Source organism: Halobacteriovorax sp. RT-2-4 (assembly GCF_047085445.1).
In the GTDB taxonomy this organism is placed as follows: domain Bacteria; phylum Bdellovibrionota; class Bacteriovoracia; order Bacteriovoracales; family Bacteriovoracaceae; genus Halobacteriovorax_A.
The window spans coordinates 743,759-767,653 of record NZ_JBKIXY010000001.1; the positions used below are offsets into that span (position 1 = coordinate 743,759).

At 37.6% G+C, this 23,895-nt stretch carries 18 protein-coding genes and 1 pseudogene; 4 read left to right on the plus strand and 15 right to left on the minus strand.

The genetic code is table 11. The annotated features are described in order from the left end of the window. Positions 1-13: 13 nt before the first annotated feature. Genes ACMAYL_RS03455 through ACMAYL_RS03465 form a run of 3 tightly spaced genes read right to left on the minus strand, consistent with a single transcriptional unit; the run spans position 14 to position 5,417 of the window. On the minus strand, positions 14-505 hold the full coding sequence (locus tag ACMAYL_RS03455; RefSeq protein ID WP_103216920.1) for a PaaI family thioesterase: 492 nt from the start codon (positions 503-505) through the stop codon (positions 14-16). Continuing rightward, positions 505-1,311 carry a pyrroline-5-carboxylate reductase family protein gene (locus ACMAYL_RS03460; protein WP_103216919.1) on the minus strand — a complete coding sequence of 269 codons (807 nt, stop codon included), beginning with the start codon at positions 1,309-1,311 and terminating at the stop codon, positions 505-507. Before ACMAYL_RS03460 ends, ACMAYL_RS03455 begins: the two co-directional genes overlap by 1 nt. Further along, complete coding sequence (locus tag ACMAYL_RS03465) at positions 1,311-5,417, minus strand: proline dehydrogenase family protein (RefSeq protein WP_412470742.1); 4,107 nt, start codon at positions 5,415-5,417, stop codon at positions 1,311-1,313. Before ACMAYL_RS03465 ends, ACMAYL_RS03460 begins: the two co-directional genes overlap by 1 nt. Before the next feature lie 180 nt (positions 5,418-5,597). Here ACMAYL_RS03465 and ACMAYL_RS03470 point away from each other — a divergent pair, with 180 nt between their 5' ends. The 3 genes from ACMAYL_RS03470 to ACMAYL_RS03480 all read left to right on the plus strand — a co-directional run bounded on the left by ACMAYL_RS03470 (position 5,598) and on the right by ACMAYL_RS03480 (position 7,770). After that, the gene (locus ACMAYL_RS03470; protein WP_103216917.1) at positions 5,598-5,957 is read left to right on the plus strand and encodes a response regulator; all 360 of its coding nucleotides are present in this window, start codon (positions 5,598-5,600) and stop codon (positions 5,955-5,957) included. After that, positions 5,958-7,085, plus strand: a complete 1,128-nt coding sequence (locus ACMAYL_RS03475) for a hypothetical protein (RefSeq protein ID WP_103216916.1) — start codon at positions 5,958-5,960, stop codon at positions 7,083-7,085. It abuts the gene before it with no gap. Positions 7,086-7,188: 103 nt separating this feature from the next. Beyond that, the gene (locus tag ACMAYL_RS03480) at positions 7,189-7,770 is read left to right on the plus strand and encodes a hypothetical protein (protein WP_103216915.1); all 582 of its coding nucleotides are present in this window, start codon (positions 7,189-7,191) and stop codon (positions 7,768-7,770) included. Between the two features lie 63 nt (positions 7,771-7,833). Here the strand turns inward: ACMAYL_RS03480 and ACMAYL_RS03485 are convergent, their stop codons facing one another. The 6 genes and pseudogenes from ACMAYL_RS03485 to ACMAYL_RS03510 form a co-directional block, all read right to left on the minus strand. Further along, entirely contained in the window at positions 7,834-9,972 is a 2,139-nt protein-coding gene (locus ACMAYL_RS03485) for a hypothetical protein (RefSeq protein ID WP_412470743.1), read from the minus strand. 8 nt (positions 9,973-9,980) lie between these two features. Next, on the minus strand, positions 9,981-10,694 hold the full coding sequence (locus tag ACMAYL_RS03490; protein ID WP_412470744.1) for a hypothetical protein: 714 nt from the start codon (positions 10,692-10,694) through the stop codon (positions 9,981-9,983). A 249-nt stretch (positions 10,695-10,943) separates the two neighbouring features. Next, on the minus strand, positions 10,944-11,666 hold the full coding sequence (locus ACMAYL_RS03495) for a hypothetical protein (protein ID WP_103216911.1): 723 nt from the start codon (positions 11,664-11,666) through the stop codon (positions 10,944-10,946). 99 nt (positions 11,667-11,765) lie between these two features. Then, positions 11,766-13,697 (minus strand): acetoacetate--CoA ligase, encoded by a 1,932-nt coding sequence (locus ACMAYL_RS03500; protein ID WP_412470745.1) that lies wholly within the window; start codon positions 13,695-13,697, stop codon positions 11,766-11,768. 31 nt (positions 13,698-13,728) lie between these two features. Next, a pseudogene (locus tag ACMAYL_RS03505) lies at positions 13,729-15,158 on the minus strand (FumA C-terminus/TtdB family hydratase beta subunit). A 337-nt stretch (positions 15,159-15,495) separates the two neighbouring features. Beyond that, positions 15,496-16,518 carry a C1 family peptidase gene (locus ACMAYL_RS03510; protein ID WP_412470746.1) on the minus strand — a complete coding sequence of 341 codons (1,023 nt, stop codon included), beginning with the start codon at positions 16,516-16,518 and terminating at the stop codon, positions 15,496-15,498. 202 nt (positions 16,519-16,720) lie between these two features. Between ACMAYL_RS03510 and ACMAYL_RS03515 the strand changes: the two genes are divergently transcribed. Next, positions 16,721-18,766, plus strand: a complete 2,046-nt coding sequence (locus ACMAYL_RS03515; protein ID WP_412470747.1) for an ATP-dependent helicase — start codon at positions 16,721-16,723, stop codon at positions 18,764-18,766. Here the strand turns inward: ACMAYL_RS03515 and ACMAYL_RS03520 are convergent. The 6 genes from ACMAYL_RS03520 to ACMAYL_RS03545 form a co-directional block, all read right to left on the minus strand. Further along, on the minus strand, positions 18,747-19,085 hold the full coding sequence (locus tag ACMAYL_RS03520) for a hypothetical protein (protein ID WP_412462746.1): 339 nt from the start codon (positions 19,083-19,085) through the stop codon (positions 18,747-18,749). The two genes, ACMAYL_RS03515 and ACMAYL_RS03520, sit on opposite strands and share 20 nt — an antisense overlap. Continuing rightward, complete coding sequence (locus tag ACMAYL_RS03525; RefSeq protein ID WP_412470748.1) at positions 19,072-19,353, minus strand: hypothetical protein; 282 nt, start codon at positions 19,351-19,353, stop codon at positions 19,072-19,074. Before ACMAYL_RS03525 ends, ACMAYL_RS03520 begins: the two co-directional genes overlap by 14 nt. Before the next feature lie 85 nt (positions 19,354-19,438). Further along, on the minus strand, positions 19,439-20,254 hold the full coding sequence (locus ACMAYL_RS03530) for an enoyl-CoA hydratase-related protein (protein ID WP_103216906.1): 816 nt from the start codon (positions 20,252-20,254) through the stop codon (positions 19,439-19,441). Further along, the gene (locus ACMAYL_RS03535; protein ID WP_103216905.1) at positions 20,254-21,159 is read right to left on the minus strand and encodes a hydroxymethylglutaryl-CoA lyase; all 906 of its coding nucleotides are present in this window, start codon (positions 21,157-21,159) and stop codon (positions 20,254-20,256) included. The genes ACMAYL_RS03530 and ACMAYL_RS03535 overlap by 1 nt, the downstream gene beginning before the upstream one ends. Before the next feature lie 12 nt (positions 21,160-21,171). Further along, positions 21,172-23,085, minus strand: coding sequence for an acetyl/propionyl/methylcrotonyl-CoA carboxylase subunit alpha (locus ACMAYL_RS03540; protein ID WP_392991529.1), 1,914 nt, complete (start codon positions 23,083-23,085; stop codon positions 21,172-21,174). A gap of 7 nt (positions 23,086-23,092) precedes the next feature. Continuing rightward, positions 23,093-23,884 (minus strand): enoyl-CoA hydratase-related protein, encoded by a 792-nt coding sequence (locus ACMAYL_RS03545; protein WP_392991527.1) that lies wholly within the window; start codon positions 23,882-23,884, stop codon positions 23,093-23,095. Between the last annotated feature and the right edge of the window lie 11 nt (positions 23,885-23,895).

The following is a 23,895-nucleotide window of genomic DNA, read 5'->3' on the forward strand; positions in this document are numbered from 1 at the left end:
GCCTCAGGAGCAATTATTTTCTTTTTAAAGAAAGAGTAATCGTAAACTTTGCAACTGGCTCATCACCTGAAACATCAGGACAAGTTGCAATAATATCTAGTGGTAGATTGTGACGCTCTTCACTTGCTAATACTTTTTCAACAAAAGCATCAATTTCTTTTCCCTGAGAACAAGTAAAGACCGTATCCCCTTCTGCTCTTTTTAAGAACTCTGCATGGAACTCTTTGAAAGCAAGTGACACTCTCTTTCCCTTATCCATCGTCTTCTTCATTGCTGCAAAACCGCCAGCAAGGTCTGCCCCACAAGCAAGGGCACCAAAGTACATACTATTTAAATGATTCTTAGAGCGACGAGAAAGAGGAATCTTGATTGCTGTAACTTCATCACTAAGCTCAAGTACTGTTGGTCTTAGCCAAAAAATCATTGGTACTTTTGTTAAACCAAAGAGTCTAACAAATGCAGTATTTCTTAAACCTTCAGGTAATTTATCTAAAACCTTTTTCATTACTTATTTCCTTTTAATTCAAGTGTTCTCTGGTAAGCACGCTCTATTGCACGATTAAACATCTCCTCCATTCCCGATTCTTTAAAAGATTCAAGGGCCTCATAAGTCACACCATTTTTTGATGTGACATTATTGCGAAGAGTTTGCGCATCATTGTTTTGTGAAAGCATTCGACCAGCACCTTCTATTGTACCCGCAATCATTCTATGTGCAAGCTCGCCGTCAATTCCACGTGCCTTCATATCCTCAATTAAGATACGTGCAATTTCAAAGAAGTATGCAGGGCCAGAGCCAGAAAAAGGAGTAATCGTATCGATATCGTCTTCATTGTCGAAAACGGTGTTAATCCCACTTGAGTTAAAGGCCTGCCAGAAAGCATTCCACTTATCTTGATGAACACTCTTTGACTTATAAAGAGCATTTACCCCAAGACCCACTTGGGCAGGAGTATTTGGCATAATTCGAATAATTTGATCAGATAACAAATTTTCAGTAAGGGCCTGAGAATCACTTCCCGCTAGGAGTGAGACAATCGTTAGATACGGATGTGTTAAGAAGTCAATTTCAAGGGCCACTTGCTTAAGTTGTTGAGGCTTAAAACAGGCCCAAAGATAATCAATATGAGTATTTCGTAACTCCTCTAGGTCTTTTATCCAAGTAGCACCAAAATCCAGTGCAAAGCTCTTTGCCTTATCACCACTTGGTGTAAAAACAAGGAATTCACAATCATCAGAATTCTCGATGAAACCAGGGATTAGAGCGCGGGCCATATTACCCGCTCCTAAAATTAAGTGACGATACTTCATTACGAGTCTAACTCCATCGGTGCTCCATGCCTCATGATATTTACAGCGTAGCTTCTTTCACATGAGAATAGATGGAAAAGATCAAAATATGATCCATTAACATAATCCTCAAGTGGTGAAATAAAAGATGTCATAACAAATTGACCATTTTTTTCACCAACAGCAGAGTTAAACTCTTTAATTGATTCAAGATCACCGTCACAAATAACAACATCAAAATTTTCATTTAGAAGAGTGTGCATCTTTTCTTTGCTAACGTGATAACAATCAATATTCTTTTTAGAGAAACGATTCTTCTTAAGAATATCTATTAGATAATTCCACCAACGATAAGCTTCAGCATTTGAACAAAGAATTGTTACACCTGTACCAGTTGTTAAAGACATAAGAACAGCAAAGAATGTTTGCATATTAATTTCTTCATTTAAACTCAAATAAAGTGCACGGTCTTTATTACAATCAAATACAGAGTAATTGATTTGTCCTGGAATATAACGGTTATCGCGTCCCTTATTTAAGAAATCAAGATAGTCAACTTCAAGCCATTTCTTAAGATCTTTAAGAGCATGTCTCTGTTCTCCAAACGTCCCAGGAAATAATGGACCAAAATTACTAATGATTTCGTCTAGTGCTGAAAGCATTTTTTCACGTCTAACAAAGTGGTCAGAAGAAGAGCTACGAGATACAACTGGTTCGTAATCACTTCCGTTATCAAAAGTAGAAGTCTTAAGTTCTTCAGAGTTACTTCTTACAAAAAGACTTCTTAGGTAATCAACACCACCGGCCTTTGGCCCTGTCCCCGACATCTTGAAACCACCAAAAGGCTCAATAGCAACGCGAGCACCTGTAATAGGTCTATTAATATAGTTATTTCCGATAAGCATTCGCTTTGTTAGGAAATCAATATCATCTTGTGATTGAGAGAAAACACCACCTGTTAGGCCATACTCAACACTATTAAAGATATTCAACGCGTCTTCGTAATCATCGTATGCAACGACATGGATAACTGGAGCAAATAACTCACGAGAAGCAAAACTATCTTTTTCTAAAGCACGTGACTTTGGAAGTTCGATAATTGTTGGGCCTACACAGTAACCTGGAAGATTTTCTTCTGAGCGGTTAACGTGGACAACTCCACCGTATTTATTTGCCTCTTCACTTGCTTCTTTGACTTGAGCAATGAGACGATCTTTTTCTTCTTGGCTCACTAGTGGATTAATGAAACTTGCAAAGTCCGTTGCTGGCCCAACGTAAATATCGTTAGCAGCTTGCTTAAGGCGAGCAACTAATTTGTCTTTTACTTCTTTATGAACAAGAACACGTGAAGCTGCAGAACATTTCTGACCAGCGTGCGCAAAGGCAGAATAAAGAATACCCGATACTGTCTCATCGAGTTCAGCATTATTTGTTACAATAACAGCGTTCTTACCACCCATTTCAGTGATAACACGAACTGGATAGCTCTTACCTGTGTTGCGATTCTCATAAAGTCTTTTTGCACAAGTCTTTGCAATATGAACACCGACAGGTTTTGAACCAGTAAAGATAACACCTGCAATACGCTTATCCTCAATTAGTTTCTGACCAACAGTCTCACCAACTCCAGGAAGATGAATTAGGGCATCTTTAGGAACACCCGCTTCATGAAATAGCGCCACAAGCTCACAAGTGATAAGAGGAGTTTGCTCTGCTGGTTTTAGGATAACAGTTGATCCAGTAAGCAAGGCCGAAGCTGTCATCCCACACGGAATTGCTAGAGGGAAGTTCCATGGAGCAATAATGGCAAATGGGCCACGGGCCTTAAACTCTTCATTATCTCCTACTTCAGCTAGCCTTCTAATATAGAAGTTTAAGAAGTCGATTGCTTCATCAACGTCAGCTAATGCTTCACCGATGGCCTTGCCTGATTCGTACATAATTAGTGCAGAATAGTAATTGCGACGCAGATACATCATCTCTGCAGCTCTTGCCATGACGGCCGCTCTTTCTTGCCAAGAGGCCTTTGACCACTCACCTTCGTAGAAAGAATTATCAATTGTATCGATTGCTCTTTCAGTATCGTCTAAATTGGCAAAAGTAATTTTACCAACGACACTCTTTCCATCAGATGGAGAAAGAACAGATTCAGACTCTCCACTTAGAGCAAAGTCTGTTGCATAGTCTTTACCTAGTTCAAACTTTTCAAATTCACTTCTAAAATACTTCAGTTCTTTTTCAAGGTAAGTTTTTAGAGGTGGACAGTTACTAAATTGCCCATGAACCTGAGTTAGAGTTGAGTCTAAGTTTAGAAGACCTTCATTCTGGTGCTTTTTAAAGATATCATTTGGCGCCATAAGCTTTGCATTCTTCTTATGACTTCTCATGATTGTTAAAACTCCTACTTGTGAAGAGTTTTCCATAATACGACGAACAAGGTAGGCCATCCCTACGATAAGTGAACCAATTGGAACATAATTTCTTACGGCCCATCCCATCTTTGCCATAGCTGTCGAAAGTGCTTCATAAGTCATGTGAAGACATTGGTGCTCAATTTCATCAATTTCTTTAAACTTAATTTCTCTTAAAGCTTCAGCGTATGAGTGATCCGCAAAGTTGTGAGAAGCAATACAAAGCTTGATATGTGGGAAAGCTTTGTAAATCTCATAAATCATCTGTCTAAAATTAATATCTGTTTCTTCTTTGTTTAAGAACTCTGGAGCATTATGTCCATGGGCCTCGGCCTCTACAGTTTCAGCATCCCAGTATGCACCCTTAACAAGGCGGATTGGCATAATCATGCCACGCTCTTTTGCAAGCTCAACAACGTCTTGAAGATGGTCATAACAATCACGAAGATACGCTTGAACAACAATCCCTGTATCTGCATAATCTTTAAGCTTTTCAGTCTCAAGAAGAGCTTTCTTATAAATTTCAAAAACGATATCACGATAGTGATAATGTTCAGCATCGATATTAATAAATACCTGTTGCTCTTTAGCCGTCTTTAAAATTTTAATAAGCCTTGGGGCAACTAAGTTATAAGTGTAATCAAAAGCTTCAGGTTTGAAGTCTGAGCAAAGGGCAGAAACCTTAATTGAAACGTGTGCTCTTAGGATACCTGCTTTATTGCGACTACCTGGAGTAATGTGCATGCTAAAACCATTAACAAGATTTAAAACCTCATTCATATAGTTATCAGCTTCTGATTCAGAAACAACTAACTCTCCGAGTTGGTCTAGAGTTACATCTCTTCCCGTATTAAAGATTGCTGCAAAATTCTTTTGTGCGCTTTCAATTGTCTCACCAGCAATAAATCTCTTTGCCATAAAGCGAACTTTGAAACGTACAATATTGGCCAGCGCCTTGGCCGGAAAAATGCGAACGGCCAGAAGAACAAAATAAAATAGAACCACTAACTGTGGAGGAAGAGGTTGGCGATCCCCCTTCAAGTCTAATCTTTTTGCTTTCTTAGAATCAAGAATAAGTCTTCTCAGAGACTCTCTTAGAATTCGCTTTACCTCTTTTCCTTCTTTATCATGATCTAGAGAAGGAAGAATTGCTAAGAACTTAAGCAGGTGAATTCTAAGAAGTGCATAATTTGCAGTAAGACCAAGAGCGAAGTCAGAGATCTTTTCAAAGAAAACGGGTTTGTAATCATTAAGAAAAGAAAGAAGCTTCTTAGTGATCGTATCTGACATTTCAGAAACAGGCTTATCTTCAATTTCACTTAGTTTAGTTAGTCCATAACGGTGAGTTATAATATTACTTACACCTGGAAAATCAGCAATTTTAACACTCATCACTTTTGTAACGTGTTCTTTAAACTTTTTATACTCCTCACTCTCTTCACCAACAAAGTTATCGAGTAAAAATATCTCATTTGCTAATTTAATATTACATAGACGAAGTACTTTTTCGTCCTTATCAATTCCCAATAAGAATTGAACTCCTTCAAGACCAATTTGAAACTTGAATGAAGAATCAAACTCTGTCCAAAATAGTAAATCTTTCTTAATCGATTCTTTGATTTGTTGGCCATCCAGTATAAGAGGCCCAAAATGATCATAATAGTCTAAGCGAAATGTATCATTTAATTGTGTGCTTTTAACCACAGGTAGCTTCACATTAACTCCAAATTAAAGTGTGTTTCTTAACGAAAAGTTGATTTCTTTTGTCATTTAATTATCAGCGGGTATAATAAACTAAAGTAAAGGTTTAAAAAACAAAATTCACACATTTAACCCATAGCAATAAATTACTAAAAATTACTTTTGAAATGACCTTAAATTTGGGAAAATAAATATATGAATGAAGAGATCTTATTTATCGATGACGATGAGAATATTGCTGAGCTCTTTGCTCTTACCCTAAGCCAAGGTGGCCATGAAACTTTAGCACTTAGCGGCGAAGTTGACGTAGAGCACTACTTTGAAAATATTAGCGACAATCTTAAAATCGTCATTGCAGACAAGAATATGCCAGTAATTAACGGTGCAGAAGTTGTGCGTCGTTTTGAAAGCAGTCCGAAGGCCGGTACTTTAAAGTATATTATCATCTCTGGTGATGAAGAACTGGATAATGACGAGCTTCAAGGTAAGGTTCACTTCATAAAAAAGCCCTTTAAAAAAGAAACTCTATTCTCAGTAATCGAGGACATTATTTAAATGCGCAATTTGATTTGTTTATTAATCACACTTCTTTCTGTAAAGGTATCTGCCGTCACTTATACGATGGATGACCTACGTGTGCTTTATAAAGACAAGTCTCACCGTGAATACATGAAGCACTTCTTAGACGTAAGGCCGTCTCAAAGAGATTTTGAGTGGAAGAAGATGACCCGTGAAATGGCAACTTCTTACGTTGAAGACTTAATAACAAAGAATGAAGTTAATAGTACTCAGTTCAAAATTATTACTAAATATATCGAGAATAAAAACTTAAAGGCCTATGCCTTTTTCACTCTGGCCTATTCAAAGTATGCCAGACTTTATTTTCAAAAGTGTAATGACTGCCAAAAGGATTTAGATACATATATATCTCACTCTGCACGTTATCCTGATATTGATTTTGATATCTATAAAACACTCTCAAACTCTTTACAGAGTAAATACGATAACCTCGTTAAGGCACCCTTAAAAAGTAACGATTCAATTTATTACTGTCGAGAGGAGCAAGGTCAAAAGGCATTCTTACAAATTATTGTTAAAGAGATTTCACGAACAGATACAAAGGCTTCAATTATTGAGAAGGCAAAGGATATCTTTAATCCGGACTGCTTGAATGGATTCGCAAAGAGTGATTTAGAATCTCTACTTAAACCTAGTGACTACAATAGTGAAATCATATTTCTTACATTCAATGCATTCGACAAAATTGATGAGCAGCTAAAATCTGTTTTTCTAACAAACTATCTTCTAACAAATCCAATTCCTGGCCCGGTGATGAATATGGCCTGGAACAAAATGGAAGAGCTATCGGCCAATTACGACAGCAGAAAGAAGGTTTTAACAGATCTTCTAAAATACCACCCCCTAAGAGGTGAAATTTTTCATCGCAGAAATGGGAAGGCCAGCACCAAAACGAAAGTTATCATCAAGAGATTCGCAAAGAATTTTCCAGAATACATTGAAAACTATGCTCAGATCTGCCTCAGTTTTTACGACGGTAAAAAGAAATTTCCTCGTGGAAATCCTGCTAGATACTGTGATGACTTCATGAATGAGGACGTTGCAGGCCAGTGGCTAAGCGATGAAGTCCGACTTCAATACTCTGGTGCGAAGAAAATCAAGTAGTTATATCCAGTACATTCTACAACTCGCCGCACAAAGACTTGCCTGATAAGGCCAATTATGGGAGGATGCCCATATCAACAAATAATATTAGGGAATTAGGGAAATGAAAAAAACAATACTAGCACTACTACTTGCATTGCCGATATTTGCAAATACTGGTGAGCAAGACCAACAACCTGCTCCTCAGCCATGCCTTGAGTTAACTCAAGAAAAGCTTATTGGGCTAGAGAGTAAGCCAGGAAATGAACTAGTGTTTATCTCTAATAAATGTTCATATGCAGACTTCTCAAAAGAGCTAAAAGAGAAGCTACAAAGTGCTATTGTTGGTGATAGTGAAACTAGACTTCAACTTCTTTTAAAAGACGAAAAAATCAATATCATCATGGACACACTTGCCACAGATCATGTTGGTTCAACTCGTTTCTCATATGAAGACACAAAGAAGATCGAAGATTTCTATTCTTCGACAAAAGCTGACTCATTAAAGCAGTCTGGAAATCTAGAATCTTTTAGAGAAGAACAATCTGACGACTTTTACTTAGTGTTATTTTTTAATGCCGAAAAAGATCGCCTAATTGTTATCTACAAGAGACTTACAGAGGCACCAGTTAAGCCAGGGCCGACAGAGCCTTCTGAACCAAATGATGGTTCATCAGACGATCTTCCTTCTGAAGAAGTTCAATAAATCAAAAGGCCCTTGAAGTCATTTTCAAGGGCGCAAAATTTCATAATATAAATTTAAATAGAATTATAGAATTAAAAATTTCTTGGCATAGAGACTTGCGGCCAAGTCTGCATTATTACGATTTCGATTTTCAACTCGGTAGCCGATAAAGACACGCTTTCCAGCTTGAAAGCGATAAGCTGGAGTAAGCCTTACAAACTTATCCATATCACCTTTGTAGACAATAAATTCTTCACCAGGCTTTAGGTCCTTGGCATTGATAAGAAGTGATCCGAGATCGATACTCTCAGCACCCCAAGAAACCTTGATCTTTTTAACCTCTCCTTTTTCACTTGCAATACTTCTACCCTTTTCATCTTTCTCATAGGCAAGGCCATTGAACATTTTTGAAATCTCAGATGCATCTGGGTGATTTGTAATCGAAGCCGGCAGAGTTGCTCCAGAACTTTGAAGATTATTTAAATCAATATTAGGCGCTGAACGTCCAGTGATATCAACAACTGTTGCTTTTGCTTCAGGTTGTGTAAAAGTAGAACTACCTGTTGAAGAAGTTCCTGCGCCACCTGTGGCAAAGTTTGATCCACCACCAGATCCGGCACTTGCAACATTTGCGATCGGATAATTAGCTGCTCCGTTTGTACCTCTTCCTCTTCTACTTCTTTCAATTGGCTCTAGAGTTTCAGCATCATAACGTTGGTACTTATCTTGATTTTCACGCGCTATCTTTTCTCTCTCTCTTTTTAGTCTTTTCTTTTGTGCTTCTAGAGCACTTGCAAGAGAGCTCCCCGCTTCTCTTAACGCCTTAACTGAAGCAACGATATCTTTTGTTGCCTTTGAAGCATTATTAGACTTTCCACGACGTCCAAAAGTTAGAGCACGATTTTGACTCGGCCCTATGGGCTGAGTTGAGCTATTCATGGCCGCCTGTTGTTCAGGTACGGCATCCATCATTTGTTGTTGAATTTGCTGCACTGACTGCTCTTGTGGAGCAGCTGTAGGTTGAGCAGGAGCTGGTTTTGACTTGTCATTAGAGGCAAGACTTGTTGACACAGCTTCGGATTTTTCAGTTGCAAAGAATTGAGAAACTAGTGAGTCTTGTTGATTCACAGATGCCTGATTTCTTCCCGTTTTTACAATTTGAACGATATTATTGTAATCATCGTCATCAAGATTTTTCTTAAAATACGCTAGATCATCGTCATTGATTTTACCTTCAATAACATCATTGGAAACTTGGTTTCCAATAATTTCTTTTAAAAAAGTTATTTCCTCATTATTAACATTTTCACTAGCGATCAATCTTTTAAGGGCCACAATCGCTTTTTGAGTATCAACTTGACAGCCTCTAACAGAGTATGGTGCTTCATCAATACAGACTTCTTTACATAAAGGAGACACTTCTTCGTCTTTCTTCTCATATGCTAAGAATAGATTTGATAATGTATTATTATCGGTATTGATATCTTTTATTGGACGATCTTTTATTTTACAAAAGTAATTAAAAGAATCGACATTTTCTAATGTTGGTAAATCGAAATCAAAATTATCATATTCAACACCAGTTAATGATTCATTTTGACATAGGCCAATAACTTGGCTCGTAAACTGTTCACACGATTTATCTAGTTCGGCCTGAACACTTGCTGTATTACCTTCAATTGAGCTCTTTCGAACAAAAGTAGACGAACATGAATTTGAGCGGAAGTGATCAATTGTTTTCTTTCCACCACCTGAGTTTGTATTAAAGATTTCTAAATAATCTGCAAACATTTCTTGTGAAAAATTTGTTCCCTCATATTCAGGAAACATTTCACTAATCATTTGCGCATCACAATTATTGACTAAGGTGTCATGAAGTTTACAATTAAGAGTAAGATCTGGATTATCATTTACCGCGATAGTTTCAGCAAGATCAAAAATAATACTTTTTAAAGCTTTCCCATTTTTTTGGCGAAACATCTTACGACTAACATCAAAGTCAGTGTCTTTATTTTTTGAAATACATTCACAATACGAATCAGAGTTTAATTCTAATCCAATTGAGCTCTTACAAGACTCACCTACCTTTGCCTTCACTCCGCCAATGCTTTGTGAAATTTCCTCAATAGTGCTTGATTTAAAAATTGCGACAATTCCACTTCTACACTCACTGTGAGCATTAAGAGTAAATAAGAATATTAAAAGAATTCTAAATATTTTCAATGTCTAAATCACCTTATTGATATCGGCATATTTGGTTCTTCTTTCTTTATCTGATTAAGTGATTTAACTGGATATAATTGATAGCGAGAAGACTTTAGTCTTTTCATTGCAGCTATATATTCATTCGAAGACTCAGATTTATTTTTATAATTCTTCTCTAAATATTCATAAACATGATACATTGGCCCCTCAAAAACTCGACCTTCTCTTTCAATTCGAATAAATGCATTTGGATCAAGCCCACCATATGGAGACTTCATAATATTTCCCATCGCATGACCAACATTTCCACCTTTAATCATATAGGCGAAGAAGTTCTCACGAAATGGCCAACAGTTCATAGATAAAACGTATCTAAAAAAGAAATCTTTATGATCACCATCTTTATAAGTCTTATCAATATGTTTCATAACTGAACGATACGATGGATCGATTTCGTTCGGAACTGCATAGGCATCGCAAACCGTTCGTTTATCAGGCTTTAAAATTTCATCGATATTATCAGGGAATATAGGATAATTAGGATTTGCTCCATGACTTCTTACATTTTGTAATTCGACAATTTGTTCAATATTATTCGTATTTTTAGAATCAAGAGTATTTGGAATAGCATTCTCTAAACAATCAGGTGTTGCCTCATTTGCAGAGTCCTTTCCACTTGCAGCAAATATACTTAACTGCGTTGAAAGTGCTAAAATAGAAAATAAAATCAACTTCCTCATAAACTAATCCTTTGTGAACTAATCGGAAGCAAAATATTTGACTTTAGGGTTTAGTTCACAAAATCTTGCATAATTTCAATAACTTACTTGAGTGAACCTATTCACTAAGTAATTGAAAACACGTCATTACTAGAGATAACGCCTCAGCTATTATTATAAATGAACTAGAAATTAAGAACAAAGAGAGGGCCTAAGCACTTGATTGCTCATAAATTGGGCCCCAATAAAATTTGGCAACTCGATTAGCTTCTACGGCATTGGTAATGTTATTGGCATATCAGGTTCTTCCTTTTTAATTTGCTCTAGAGATTTTTTCGGAAACTTTGCAATATACCTAGGATGTTTAAGTCGTTTCACAATTGGCAGATATTCAATTTTAAAGCGCTCAGATTTTGAATAATTTTTTAGAAGATGATCATAGACAATATACATTGGCCCTTCAAACATCTTCCCCTCACGCCAGATACGTATAAAAGTATTTGGATCAGCTCCACCAAATAATGGATGCATCATATCACCAAACAAGAGTCCGATACCTGCCCTAGTATTAGCTTCATTACCAGACGTAAAGTAATCAAACATATTTTTAGAATAGTGCCAGCAAGGTAGAACTAAAAGATACTTAAAGAAGAAATCAGTATCATCACCATCTTTATATTTCTTTGTAATATTGTCACGAATGTCTTGAAAAAATGGATCCGTAGGATTGGCCTTAGCATAGAAATCGCAAACAGTTCTTAAGTCAGGACTTAAAATCTCTTTTATATTTTTAGGTAGCTTTGGATAGTTATAATCATAATTGATAATAGGCCCAATCGATTGAGAATTTGATGAGGCAAGCTTTCGTACATTCTTAACATTTAGAGCATCAAGTGTTTCGAAACTTCCACCTAAGCATTCAATTGAATTTGGACTTTCAGCTTGAATGATTGCGCAATTAAGCGCAAGAAATAGATAGATAAAATTTCGCATGATATGTCCCCTCTTTGTACTATCTATGCTCATCGGGTGTTACGCCAATGGCCAAAGAGGAAATTTACAGAATCAAATAAAATCAATTGCCTAGAAAGCTTAGAGATTTGTGAAAAAATCCAAAGTCTCAGGATTTGCCACGGCCTGAACATTATCAAGAGCACGGCCATTGATAAGACGACTTACGGCCATCTCCATCTTCTTTCCAGAGCGAGTATATGGAATTCCCTTTACTTGGATTACACGTCTTGGCATATGCCTCGGTGTTGTATTTTCTCGTATGCGAGTTTTAATAAATTTACAATCTTCCTTAGTAAGTTCATGTCCATCTTTCGTTACGACAAAGAGCCATACCTCAACATCGCCGTCGACATTCTTTCCAACACAAACTGAATCTTCAATAAAGTCAATCGTCTCCGTTTGACGGTAAATCTCAGCAGTACCAATGCGGACACCTCCTGGATTAAGAGTCGCATCAGAGCGGCCAAGAACCATCGCACCACCACCCTCAGTGATCTTAATAAAGTCACCGTGATGCCACACTCCCTTAAACTCCGAGAAGTATGCTTTGTTGATACGCTGACCATCATCATCGTTTAGGAAGTAGATTGGGCGTGAAGGAAAACTTTGTAGACAAACTAACTCACCTTCTTCACCAGCAGGGACTTCCTTTCCGCGACTATCAAAACAAGTAACATCCATTCCTAGACCAGCACATTGTAGCTCCCCTCTAAAGACAGGAAGGATTGGGTTTCCTAAGAAGAAACAACCTATAATATCTGTACCACCAGAAATACTTGAAAGTTGAATGTCTTTTTTAAACTTCGTATAAACATAATCGAATTGTTCAGGAAGAAGTGGTGCACCTGTAGAAAGAATCGTTTCAAGAGATGACATATCATATTGTGAAAGATCAATTCCAGTATCTTCAAGGGCCTTTAAGAATTTTGGGCTTGTTCCAAAAATATTTAGCTGCTCTTTTTCAATAATTGAAATAAAATCACCAAAAGTTGGATATCCCGGCGAGCCTTCATAAAGAACAACAGTAGATCCAAAGTAAAGAGAAGAAACAAGCCAGTTCCACATCATCCAACCACAAGTGGTGAAGAAGAAAATTGATTTGTCTTCCTTAAGATCCGAGTGAAGGCCAAGCTCCTTAATATGATTAACGAGAGTTCCACCGACACTATGAACGATACACTTCGGCTTACCTGTAGTCCCAGAAGAGTACATAATATAGAGAGGGTCGGAAAAGTCACACTCAGTATACTCTATCTCTTCTTCAATTGGTCTAACCACATCAGACCAGCTAACGCCTTTGTGTATTGAACTTGCATCAAGGCCTTTCCCCTTGAAGTCGACAACGATTACTTTTTCAATTGAGTCGACAGCTTTAACAACAGCATTAATCTTATCTGTTAAGTCAAAATACTTTCCACCATATTCGTAACCATTAACAGTAACAAGAACTTTTGGTTTTGATTGTCCGAAGCGGTCAATCACACCTTCAACACCAAAGTCACATGAAGTCGATGTAAAAACACCACCCAGTGAAGTCGTCGCAAGCATTGAAACAACAGTTTCGGCAATATTTGGCATATAGCAGGCCAAGACATCACCTTTTGCAATATGTGGTTTAATCACATCTTGCAAACCCGCCACTGTATTTTTTAAATCTTTATAAGAAGTTTTTTGAGTTTGGCCGCTTTCTCTCACGCTACTTAAAGCAATTGAAATATCACGGCCATTTTTTAAAAGATTTTTAGCGAAGTTAAGTTTAACTTTTGGAAACCAACCGTAACTTTCGAAACTCAAATCAGTACATACTGGTTCGAGATCTCCCGTATAGTCGATATCAAAAAACTTAACGAGTTCTTTCCAAAAACTCTTTGGGTTTTCGACAGAATATTTGTGAAGTGAGTAATAAGACTTACAGTCCAAGCCTTGGGACTTATTAATTTGTCTAATAAACTCCATCATATTTGATGATTGGATACGTTCACTACTTGGCGTATATAAAATCTTATTCACTTCTTAAAACCTCAAAAAGTTTTTAAATAAACTAAACTAGTCCCTTAAGGATTTCAGCACTCTCTGCTTCAACTTTTGCGTGTAGAGAATTACCGTGAGCATCCATTGTTACAACAACAGGAAACTCTTCTACTGTTAATTCCCAAATCGCTTCAGGAGAACCAAGGTCACGCCAGTAAACATTGTCTACTGATTTGATTTTTTCAGCTAAAACCTGTGCTGCTCCACCAATACCATGGAAGTATACACATCCGTACTCGCGACAACCGTCAAGAGTCTTCTGCCCCATTCCACCTTTACCAATAACACCAAGGATTCCGTGGTCACGCATTACTTCCCACTGGTATGGTTCCTCACGGATTGAAGTCGTTGGTCCTGCGGCCTTAACTTCATATGTACCATCTTTGTTTTCTAGTACAACTGGACCACAGTGATAGATAATTTGGTTATTTAAATCTACTGGTGGCTTTGTTCCTTCGTGAAGACGTTTGTGAACAGCATCGCGTCCAGTAAACATCTTTCCTGAGATTAAAACCATATCTCCTACTTTAAGTTCTCTAATTTGTTCTTTTGTAAATGGATAGTCTAAACGTTTCATGTTCTAACCTCTTCCTAGTATAACCATTTATTGATTGTATTATTTGCTTTAAGCGAAACGCCCTGTCTTCTAAATGCCCAGCACATATAAGAAACTGAAACAAAGAATGAAGCAGGAAGACGGTTAAGGTCTGTTACTTTACATCCTAGAAGAGTTGTTTTTCCACCAAATCCCATTGGCCCAATACCAAGTTTATTTGCTGTTTCAACGATGTCTGCTTCAAGTGCAGCAAGCTCAGGCTTAGAGTTTTTATCATCTAGCTTTCTTAGGAATTGATCCTTAGCGGCCACATGTCCAGTTCCTCTATCTCCACCGATACATACACCTAGAACACCTGGTCCACATCCCTTACCTTGTGCTTTTTGAACACAATCAAGGATTGCTTTTCTTACACCATCAAGGTCACGGCCTGCATTTAATTCAGTATTTGGAAGTGAGTATTGTGCACCAACGTTCTCACAACCCCCACCTTTAAGCATAAGCTTAACGTCAAGATTCTTTGACTTGTGTTGCTCAAACTTAATTACTGGGTGTCCACCACCAACATTCATACAATCGTTCTTACCAGTTAGTGAATCAACAGAGTTTTGTCTTAGGTATCCAATCTTAGTTGCTTCAAGAACGGCTTTTTCACATACCTTTCTGAATGCATCCTGATCAAAGTCTCTTGGATGATAAACTTTGAATACAATTGTTCCAGTATCTTGGCATAGTGGCTGAGATTTTTGCTCTGCCATTTTAATATTTGCTTGAATGATATTCATTGCATATTCGGCCGTAGTATTCTTTTCTTCTCTATGAAGAGCATCAAGAACAACACGTTGAATGTCGTCAGGAAGAACAGTTGAAGTAACTCTAATCAGTTCAAGTAGTGAGTTAAAAAGGTCCTTAGTTGGGTTTGCTTTTTTTGCTACTTTCTTAGTTGCCTTCTTTGCTACTTTCTTAGTCGCTTTCTTTGCTACTTTCTTAGTCGCTTTCTTTGCTACTTTCTTAGTCGCTTTCTTTGCTACTTTCTTAGTTGCTTTCTTTGCTACTTTCTTAGTTGCTTTCTTTGCTACTTTCTTAGTTGCTTTTTTCTTTGCGACTTTCTTAGTTGCTTTCTTTGCTACTTTCTTAGTTGCTTTTTTCTTTGCTACTTTCTTAGTTGCTTTTTTAGCAACTTTCTTCTTTGCTACTTTCTTCTTGGCCATGGCCATCTCCTTAATCTATATAGAAAAAATTTCCAAAATCATGTGCATATTTTTGAGTAATCATTCCATAACCTGGATAGTTTACTTCATCTAACTTAAACTTCTTCCCAAAGCCTTTAACTCCCCAAGAATTCTTAAAGTAATAAACACCCTTATATTCGAATTCCTGCCAAGAGCCATCTTCCATCTGCATTCTAGTCTTCACAACAACATCATCGTCATAACCAACAAGAATCATCGAATGGCCCCCGCCTTTTTCTCCCGAAATTCGACGATCACGTGTTCCAACTTCAGGATAGCCAACAATGCCTGCATACCATTTGCTCTTATCACGTTCTTGAATCTCAAGAGTCTGAGTCTTTTTTGCATTCCAAGATCCATAGTACAACTTAGTTCCTAGAATAACTGACTTTCCTTGACTTAACCATTTCTTAATTTTGGATAAGTCTTTCGACATGTAAGACTTCTTTCTTGAATAAAGATCATTCACTAAAGTGTCTCTTAAATAAATTGCCTCTTTTCTAATTGGAATAAAATCAGGATCAATTTGAGCAATATCATAATCAGTCATTTCAAATAAACGAGGATCACGCTGCCCAAGTAAACAAGACTGTAGATACTTTGGAAGCTCTACTAAATGGCCACAAGTTTGTTTGGCCATAGTGATTTCAGGATAGTCATCTTCAAGAGATGGCCATTTCTTGCGAGAGTAAGGCCAAGTTTTTTCGTAAACAACTCCCCAATCAAGAATGGCACGCATATTTTTAGATGTTGTTGAACCTTCCCAACTCTTATCCTTCATTATGAGATATTCCATCCACTGCTCAGACAAATCGAGCTCAACCGGTAGAACCCCATGCTTACGAATTAGTAAGTGCTCAACAATTCCAATTGCACTAAACATAGTGCATGTACCACGGGAGCCTTGAGACTTAACGGAAGTCTGTTGGCCAATTAATGCATGGATATCACTTCGCGATGGAAGCTCAGATGCTTGGGTGTATAGTGCACCAAGTAGAATTATTAAATTCAATAAAATCGATCTAAGGTGTGTTGTGTTCATGTATGAAATTCTGACTCTTTAGCTCGGCTTTATCAAGATGCAATGCAAGGTTCCTGGATACTTTTCGGGATGCGTGGCATGAAGTAATTATGCTAAGCATCCCGAAAAGTATCCAGGAACCCATACCAACAAACAGATTGCCTAATCGCCTTTCTAAAGGCACATTATACGCATGATTTCATTGGCAGGATTAAACGACAAACAACGCGCGGCGGCTGAGACCATCGAAGGCCCAGTACTGATTTTAGCAGGTGCTGGAAGTGGTAAAACACGTACAATCACCTACCGAATTGCGCATATGGTTGATAACCTGCATATTCCTGGAAAACAGATTCTGGCCGTTTCATTTACAAATAAGGCCGCAAAGGAAATGAAAGAAAGAGTTCACGGCCTGCTTGGAAAGAATAAATCTAAAGGAATGACTTTAGCGACTTTTCACTCACTAGGACTGAAAATTCTTAAGAAAGAAATTACTCATTTGGGTTACCATAAGAACTTCTCGATCTACGACCAAACAGATCAAATGAGTATCATACGTGAAGGTCTTAGACTTTATCACGATAACAAGGGCTCATTTAAGAAAGAAGTTATTCAGTCTAAGATTGGAAAGCTTAAAAACGAAGGGATTAAGCCTGAGGACTTTGCTGATTCGCCATTCTTTGATGGAGAAGATCCTTATGATCACGCAGTTAATTTTCTCTACGAATTTTATCAAGAGAAGCTTAAATTTTATAATGCCATCGACTTTGATGATATTCTTCTTCTAACAGTTAGGCTCTTTGATGAGAATCCCGAAATCGCTTTAGAATATTCAAATGGATTTAAGTACATTATGGTTGATGAGTACCAAGATACAAATCCACTTCAATTTAGACTTATTCGCCACTTAACTTGTGCCCACGATAATCTGTGTGTTGTTGGTGACGATGATCAAGCAATCTATTCGTTTCGAGGTGCCGATATTTCAAATATCATTGGCTTTGAAAGAGATTACTCTCGTGCAAAAGTTATCAAGCTAGAGCAGAATTATCGCTCAATCTCACCGATCCTAAAACTTGCTAACGCTGTTATTCAAGAAAATACAGATCGTCGAGACAAGACACTGTGGTCAGATAAACCAAGTGATCACAAGCCTATCCTTTGGGAGCTTGAAGATACTGAACATGAGGCGGAAATCATTGTTGAAGATATTATCTCTCACCAATCTAAAGGTGGGCATTTAGGTGACATCGCAATTCTTTACCGTTCAAATACACAAGCAGCACCAATTGAAGAGCAGCTAAGACTTTCTCAGGTTCCCTATACAATTATCGGTGGCCAAAAATTTTACGAGAAAAAAGAAGTAAAAGATATCATGGCCTATCTTTCGGTCATTAAAAATCCTGCCGATCAAATGGCGCTTCGAAGAATTCTAAATGTTCCAAATCGTGGAATCGGAATGAAGACTTTAGAGAAATTTCTAGAAGAAAGTGAGGCCCATCAGATCGATCTGTTTAGTGCAATGAAAAATGCACCTGAACTTGCGGGTACACGAGCAGATAAGATTACAACATTTATTAATTTTATTGAAAGTGCAAAAGAGTATTTTGGAAGACTACCTCTTAGTCAGGCAATCACAAGTCTTACGGATGATCTAAAGTATTTTGAATATATCGACAAATGCTATGACCAAGTTAAGCAGGCTTCACGTAAAAAAGACGATATTCACTTCTTCATAGAATCAGCGGCGCGTTTTACAGAGAATTTTAAGGAACAAGCTACCCTAGATAAATTCATGGAAAAGCTTATGCTTCAAGATTCTCAGGATACAAAAGATGAAGACGAAGATGATGATGTAAGAAAGAATGAAGTTACGATGATGACTCTTCACTCATCAAAGGGGCTTGAGTTTAAACAAGTTTATATGGTTGGAGTCGAAGAAGAAATCCTTCCGCACAAGAAAACAATTGTTAATGGCGAAGGAGACGCAGAAGAGCGTAGACTTTGTTATGTAGGGATTACTCGCGCTCAAGAAAAGCTTATCATGACAGTGTGTAAGCAAAGAAAAATATACGGCAATATGCTAACACGCCATCACTCACGCTTTCTATGCACTGATGATGCAAAAAAATACTTTGTTAAACAAGACCGTCAAAACTTCGGTCACCTTGAAACTCAAGAAGAAGTCGACGCCTATAAGAAAGATTTCTTTTCAGGACTTATGAATCTTCTAGATTAAAATCAATGATAACAGTATTGGAAGAGTAACCTGGGATAAGGCTAAGTAGTGTTTCAAAAAATCCCTGTTTAATCGTCACACGCATCTTACTTACCTTGCGACAATCATAACTTCTTTGCTTAAAAATATCTCTAATTCTACGCTCTTCAATACCAAAGCCAGAAATATTTTTTGAAACACGATAATCAAGCTTATCGTCTGCTTTTGCCCAAATACCATTTGGAGAAGCACAAAATTGACTATTGAGCTTAACTCCACTTGATGCACAAGAAGTAATGAACAGTATAAAAGGGAGAATGACAAATCTAGTAAACTTCATACTCATTCTCTCCAATATCAGTGGCCGCCTTAACTTCAATTTGCTTTTTGGAAAAAAGGCCAAAACTTAAAAATTTTATAAATTGATCAAGTGGAGATTCAATCTCTTGAATTTCAACACGTGAAACATACTCACTTCGACGACGAAAGAAATCATTACCTAGTTTTACATGATGCTGTTTTGGTAGTGATCCATAAAACATATTTTGAATTTCGTGATTTGCTTTTAACGTAATGGCCTCTCGATTTGCATGTTTTGAAATATGCAAAAGCCTCTCACCATCTCCACTATAGAGGGTGCTAGAGCAAGACGAAAGAAAGAAGGCAAAAAGGCCCATTACGATTATATTAATATTAATTTCCCTTGAAGTCTGGGTTTCTCTTCTCTTTTAGAGCTGAAAGTCCCTCAAAGTGATCATTCGTTCTTTGCGCAATTCCTTGGTATGCACTCATTAAATTGAGATGAGACTCAAGATCATCGTGCGCAGCACGCTTCATTGCTGTCTTTGTCAATTGTACTGCAACTGGAGCATTAGCAGCTATTTCATTTGCAAAAGCAGATACAGCAAGCTCAAGGTCCTCACCTGTTACGATATTATTAACAAGGCCCATTTGCATGGCCTCTTTAGCAGTATAAATACGACCCGTTAAGTACATCTCCATTGCTTTTGTGTAACCAACTTTTCGAGTTAAAAAGAATGGCCCACCATCTCCAGGAACGAGAGAGAGCTTACAGAAAGTCTCACCAAATTTCGCATCATCGCTTGCGACGGCAAGATCACACATCGCTACAAGATCACATCCAGCTCCAATTGCACCACCGTGAACCATTGCAATAATTGGTTTTTGAAGTCTTTCGATAACTCGAGGAATATTTTGAATTCCACGAGAGTAACGATTTCTGAGCTCAAAAGATTCACCTGCAAACATTCCTTTGCGAGCAATCATTGCTTTAATATCACCACCGGCACAGAAGTTGTCGCCTTCGCCTCTAAGAACGATCACGCGAATATCTGGATCACCATCAGCGAATGTTAAAACTTCAGTAAGAGAAGCAATCATTTTATTAGTGATAGCATTTGCCATCTTAGTATTATCAAGACTTACCCAAAGGGTTGCGTCTTTCTTTTCAATTTTTAAGTGTTCAAATTCGTAGCCGTAAATAGACATTACTTCCTTCCTTTATAAGCTTGAAAAAACTTAGACGGTGCAGTGTGACCGATTTTAGAAATAATAAAAGAGCTAGCATCATGGAGTTTATCCATATCCACGCCTGTATCAAAACCAAGTTTATGTAAGAGATTAACAACGTCATCTGTTGCCACATTCCCACTTGCACCTTTTGCATATGGACAACCGCCAAGACCTGCTGCAGATGAATCAAAAACCTCAATCCCCTCTTCTAAAGAAGCGTAGATATTAGCGAGGGCCATTCCCTCTGTATCGTGAAAGTGCATTGCCATCTGTTTTAAACCAAAGTGATCTTTAATTAGTTTTGTAATTCTTCGCACTTGGTTAGGGTTAGCGACACCAATAGTATCCCCTAATGATATTTCGTAACACCCTAGATCTAATAATCTTTGGATTCCATCAACGATTGATTTATCTTTTATTTCTTTTTCATAAGGGCAACCAAAAACTGTTGAAAGATAACCTCTAACTTTCATTCCTTCATCAAGAGCGGCCTTTGCCACTTCAATCTGTCTTGCATGGGCCTCTTCAATAGTTGCATTGATATTCTTCTGGTTGAAAGTATTCGATGTTGCAGTAAACATACTAATCTCTTTCACCCCAAGACTCTTTGCAAGCTCTAGTCCCTTTAAGTTGGGTACTAAACAAGGAGTCGCAATCCCCTTATCTTCAGTGATTTTTAATACCTGAGGATACAGCTCTGCTGCATCCTGCATTTGAGGAATCTTATCAGGACGAACAAAGCTTGTTACTTCAATTGTTGAAAGTCCTGTCTCACTTAAAAGCTTGATAAACTCGAGCTTATCTTCTGTGGCGACAAAACTTTTTTCATTTTGTAATCCGTCGCGAGGTCCAACTTCAACAATCTTAATTTTTTTAGTCATAGTTAATCCGAATTAGTTTAATTCTACGAGGTCAACTCCACCATCAATTGTTTGGCCTTCTTGAACTAGTATAGCATCAATCTTACCATCACGAGATGCCTTTACAGTATGTTCCATTTTCATGGCCTCCATAACAACTAGAGCATCACCAATTTTAACTTCTTGTCCTGCTTGAACAAGAACCTTAAGAATTTTCCCAGGCATTGGCGAGCTCATTTCATGGGCCTCACCTGTAGCAGCCCCAGAGCGCTTCGCAACACTTCGTGAAAGTTCAACACGCTTACTATTTACAATATAGGCATTCTTTTGCGTTAAGATATGGAATGGAACTTCGTTAATCCAAAGAGCATCTTCTTCAATATCAACAGTACAAGTAAAGCCTTCAAAACGTACAACAAGAGTACTCACACCTGAGAACTTGAAGAAAGCTTCAAAAGTATTTTCTCCAAAGTCATAAATTCTCTTTTCACCTTGGTCACCGCTCATTCTAAAAGAATCAAACATGATATCATCTTTTAAGAAATCGTGAGCAAGAGCAGCAGCAATCTCTTCTGCATAAACTTCAGCAGGTGCAAGATCTGCTTCATAAGTTTTTACAAAGTGAGTATAAGTGTTACCAGCAAGGAATGCCTCATGCTTTAAAATTCTTACGAGATAGTCATTATTTGTTGTTAAACCTTCAAATGGAAGGTGATTAAGACCTGCAATCATTGTTCCTACAGCTTCATTTCTTTCAGCTCCCCAAGTAATAACTTTTGCAATCATTGGGTCAAAGTTAACAGTGATTGAGTTTCCATTCTTATAACCAGTGTCTAGACGAATCCCCTCAATTGCATCCCCAATATATTCAAGGCGACCAATTGCTGGCATAAAGTCATTATCAGGATCTTCTGCATAGATACGACATTCAATAGCGTGCCCGACTTGCTTAATATCATCTTGAGTAAACTCAAATCTCTCACCACTTGCTGCCATAAGCTGTAATTCGACAAGATCATATCCTGTTACCATTTCAGTGACAGGGTGCTCAACCTGTAATCTTGTATTCATTTCAAGAAAATAGAAGTTTTCACCGTCAAGAATTAATTCAACAGTACCAGCACCATGATAATCGATGGCCGTTGTAATCTTAACAGCTGCATCAGTCATCTTTTTACGAAGCTCATCACTTAGGGCCATAGAAGGAGACTCTTCAATAATTTTTTGGTGACGTCTTTGAATTGAACATTCTCTTTCAAAAAAGTGAAAGTGATTCCCGTGAGTATCACTCATTACTTGAATTTCAATATGGCGTGGACTTGTTATGAATTTTTCAATCAAGACAATATCGGAACCAAATGAGCTTAGGGCCTCTCGCTTACAACTTTCAAGTTCAGCAAGAAAGTCTTTCGAGTCATTAACAACTCTCATCCCTTTTCCACCACCACCGGCAGATGCTTTAATCAGTACAGGATAGCCCATTTTATCAGCTTCAGACTTTAAGAATTCAGGTTCTTGATTTTCACCATTGTATCCTGGAATAACAGGCACACCGATTTCAATCATCTTGTCTTTAGACCCTTTCTTATCTCCCATAAGAACAATATGCTCAGGAGTTGGTCCAATAAACACAAGACCTGCATCAGTTACTTTCTGAGCAAATATTGCGTTTTCAGATAAGAAACCATAACCAGGGTGAATTGCATCACATCCACTATCTTTTGCAATTTGAATGATCTTATCCATATTCAGATATGTTTCACTAAGAAGTTTTCCTTCTAAGTAATAAGTCTCATCTGCAAATTCTCTTTGAGGAAGATTTCTTTCTTCAAAAGTGTAAAGAGTTACTGTTTTAATTCCAAGAGTGCGACAAGTTTTGATAACTCTTAGTGCAATCTCAGCGCGGTTGGCGATTAATACTTTCTCAATTTTCTTTATAGTTGCCATATATAACTTACTTCCAGTTTGGTTTTCTTTTTTCAAGTAATGCTGTCATACCTTCCTGACCTTCATCAGAAATTCTCTGCTTAGCAATAACTTCACAAGTGAAATTCATTGTTGCTTCATCATTTCCAAGACGCTCTTTAACACCAAAAATTAACTTCTTTGCAACTCTCTGTGCATTTGGTGCAACTTTAATGAGTTCTTTTGCCATATTGACGATATCTGCATCATAGTAGCGATCAAGAGAAACTCTATGAATAAGGCCAATTTGTAGAGCACGTTCTCCATCAAATCTCTCACCAGTAAGAAATAGGTGGCGAGCATTTGACTCTCCAATTTTTGCCATAACAAATGGAGAAATTACCGCAGGAACAAGTCCAAGATTAACTTCCGTAAGACCAAATTTTGCACTCTCACTTGCAATGACAAAGTCACAACAAGCAACAAGACCAACTCCACCACCAAGGGCAGCTCCATTTACTCGGCCAATGACTGGCTTAGAAAGATTGTTAATGGCATGAAATAGTCCCGCTAACTTTTTAGAGTCCGCAATATTTTCTTCCATTGAATAGTCTTTCATTTTTTTCATCCAATTTAGATCAGCTCCTGCGCAAAACGATTTTCCGGCACCAGTAAGAACAACAACGCGGACGCTATCATCATTTTCAAGTGCTAGGAACTCTTCTGTAAGTGCTGCAATCATCTCATCATTGAATGCATTATGTACTTCTGGGCGATTTAGTGTGATAAAACAAATCCCACTTTCTTCACCTGTTTTTATCTCTTTTGTATATCCTGTCATAAAAAATCCTT

Coding starts and splice junctions, on each gene's coding strand:
- ACMAYL_RS03455 (WP_103216920.1), bottom strand. CDS start 505: ATGAAAAAGGTTTTAGATAAATTACCTGAAGGTTTAAGAAATACTGCA.
- ACMAYL_RS03460 (WP_103216919.1), bottom strand. CDS start 1,311: ATGAAGTATCGTCACTTAATTTTAGGAGCGGGTAATATGGCCCGCGCT.
- ACMAYL_RS03470 (WP_103216917.1), top strand. CDS start 5,598: ATGAATGAAGAGATCTTATTTATCGATGACGATGAGAATATTGCTGAG.
- ACMAYL_RS03475 (WP_103216916.1), top strand. CDS start 5,958: ATGCGCAATTTGATTTGTTTATTAATCACACTTCTTTCTGTAAAGGTA.
- ACMAYL_RS03480 (WP_103216915.1), top strand. CDS start 7,189: ATGAAAAAAACAATACTAGCACTACTACTTGCATTGCCGATATTTGCA.
- ACMAYL_RS03490 (WP_412470744.1), bottom strand. CDS start 10,694: ATGAGGAAGTTGATTTTATTTTCTATTTTAGCACTTTCAACGCAGTTA.
- ACMAYL_RS03495 (WP_103216911.1), bottom strand. CDS start 11,666: ATGCGAAATTTTATCTATCTATTTCTTGCGCTTAATTGCGCAATCATT.
- ACMAYL_RS03515 (WP_412470747.1), top strand. CDS start 16,721: ATGATTTCATTGGCAGGATTAAACGACAAACAACGCGCGGCGGCTGAG.
- ACMAYL_RS03520 (WP_412462746.1), bottom strand. CDS start 19,085: ATGAAGTTTACTAGATTTGTCATTCTCCCTTTTATACTGTTCATTACT.
- ACMAYL_RS03530 (WP_103216906.1), bottom strand. CDS start 20,254: ATGTCTATTTACGGCTACGAATTTGAACACTTAAAAATTGAAAAGAAA.
- ACMAYL_RS03535 (WP_103216905.1), bottom strand. CDS start 21,159: ATGACTAAAAAAATTAAGATTGTTGAAGTTGGACCTCGCGACGGATTA.
- ACMAYL_RS03540 (WP_392991529.1), bottom strand. CDS start 23,085: ATGGCAACTATAAAGAAAATTGAGAAAGTATTAATCGCCAACCGCGCT.
- ACMAYL_RS03545 (WP_392991527.1), bottom strand. CDS start 23,884: ATGACAGGATATACAAAAGAGATAAAAACAGGTGAAGAAAGTGGGATT.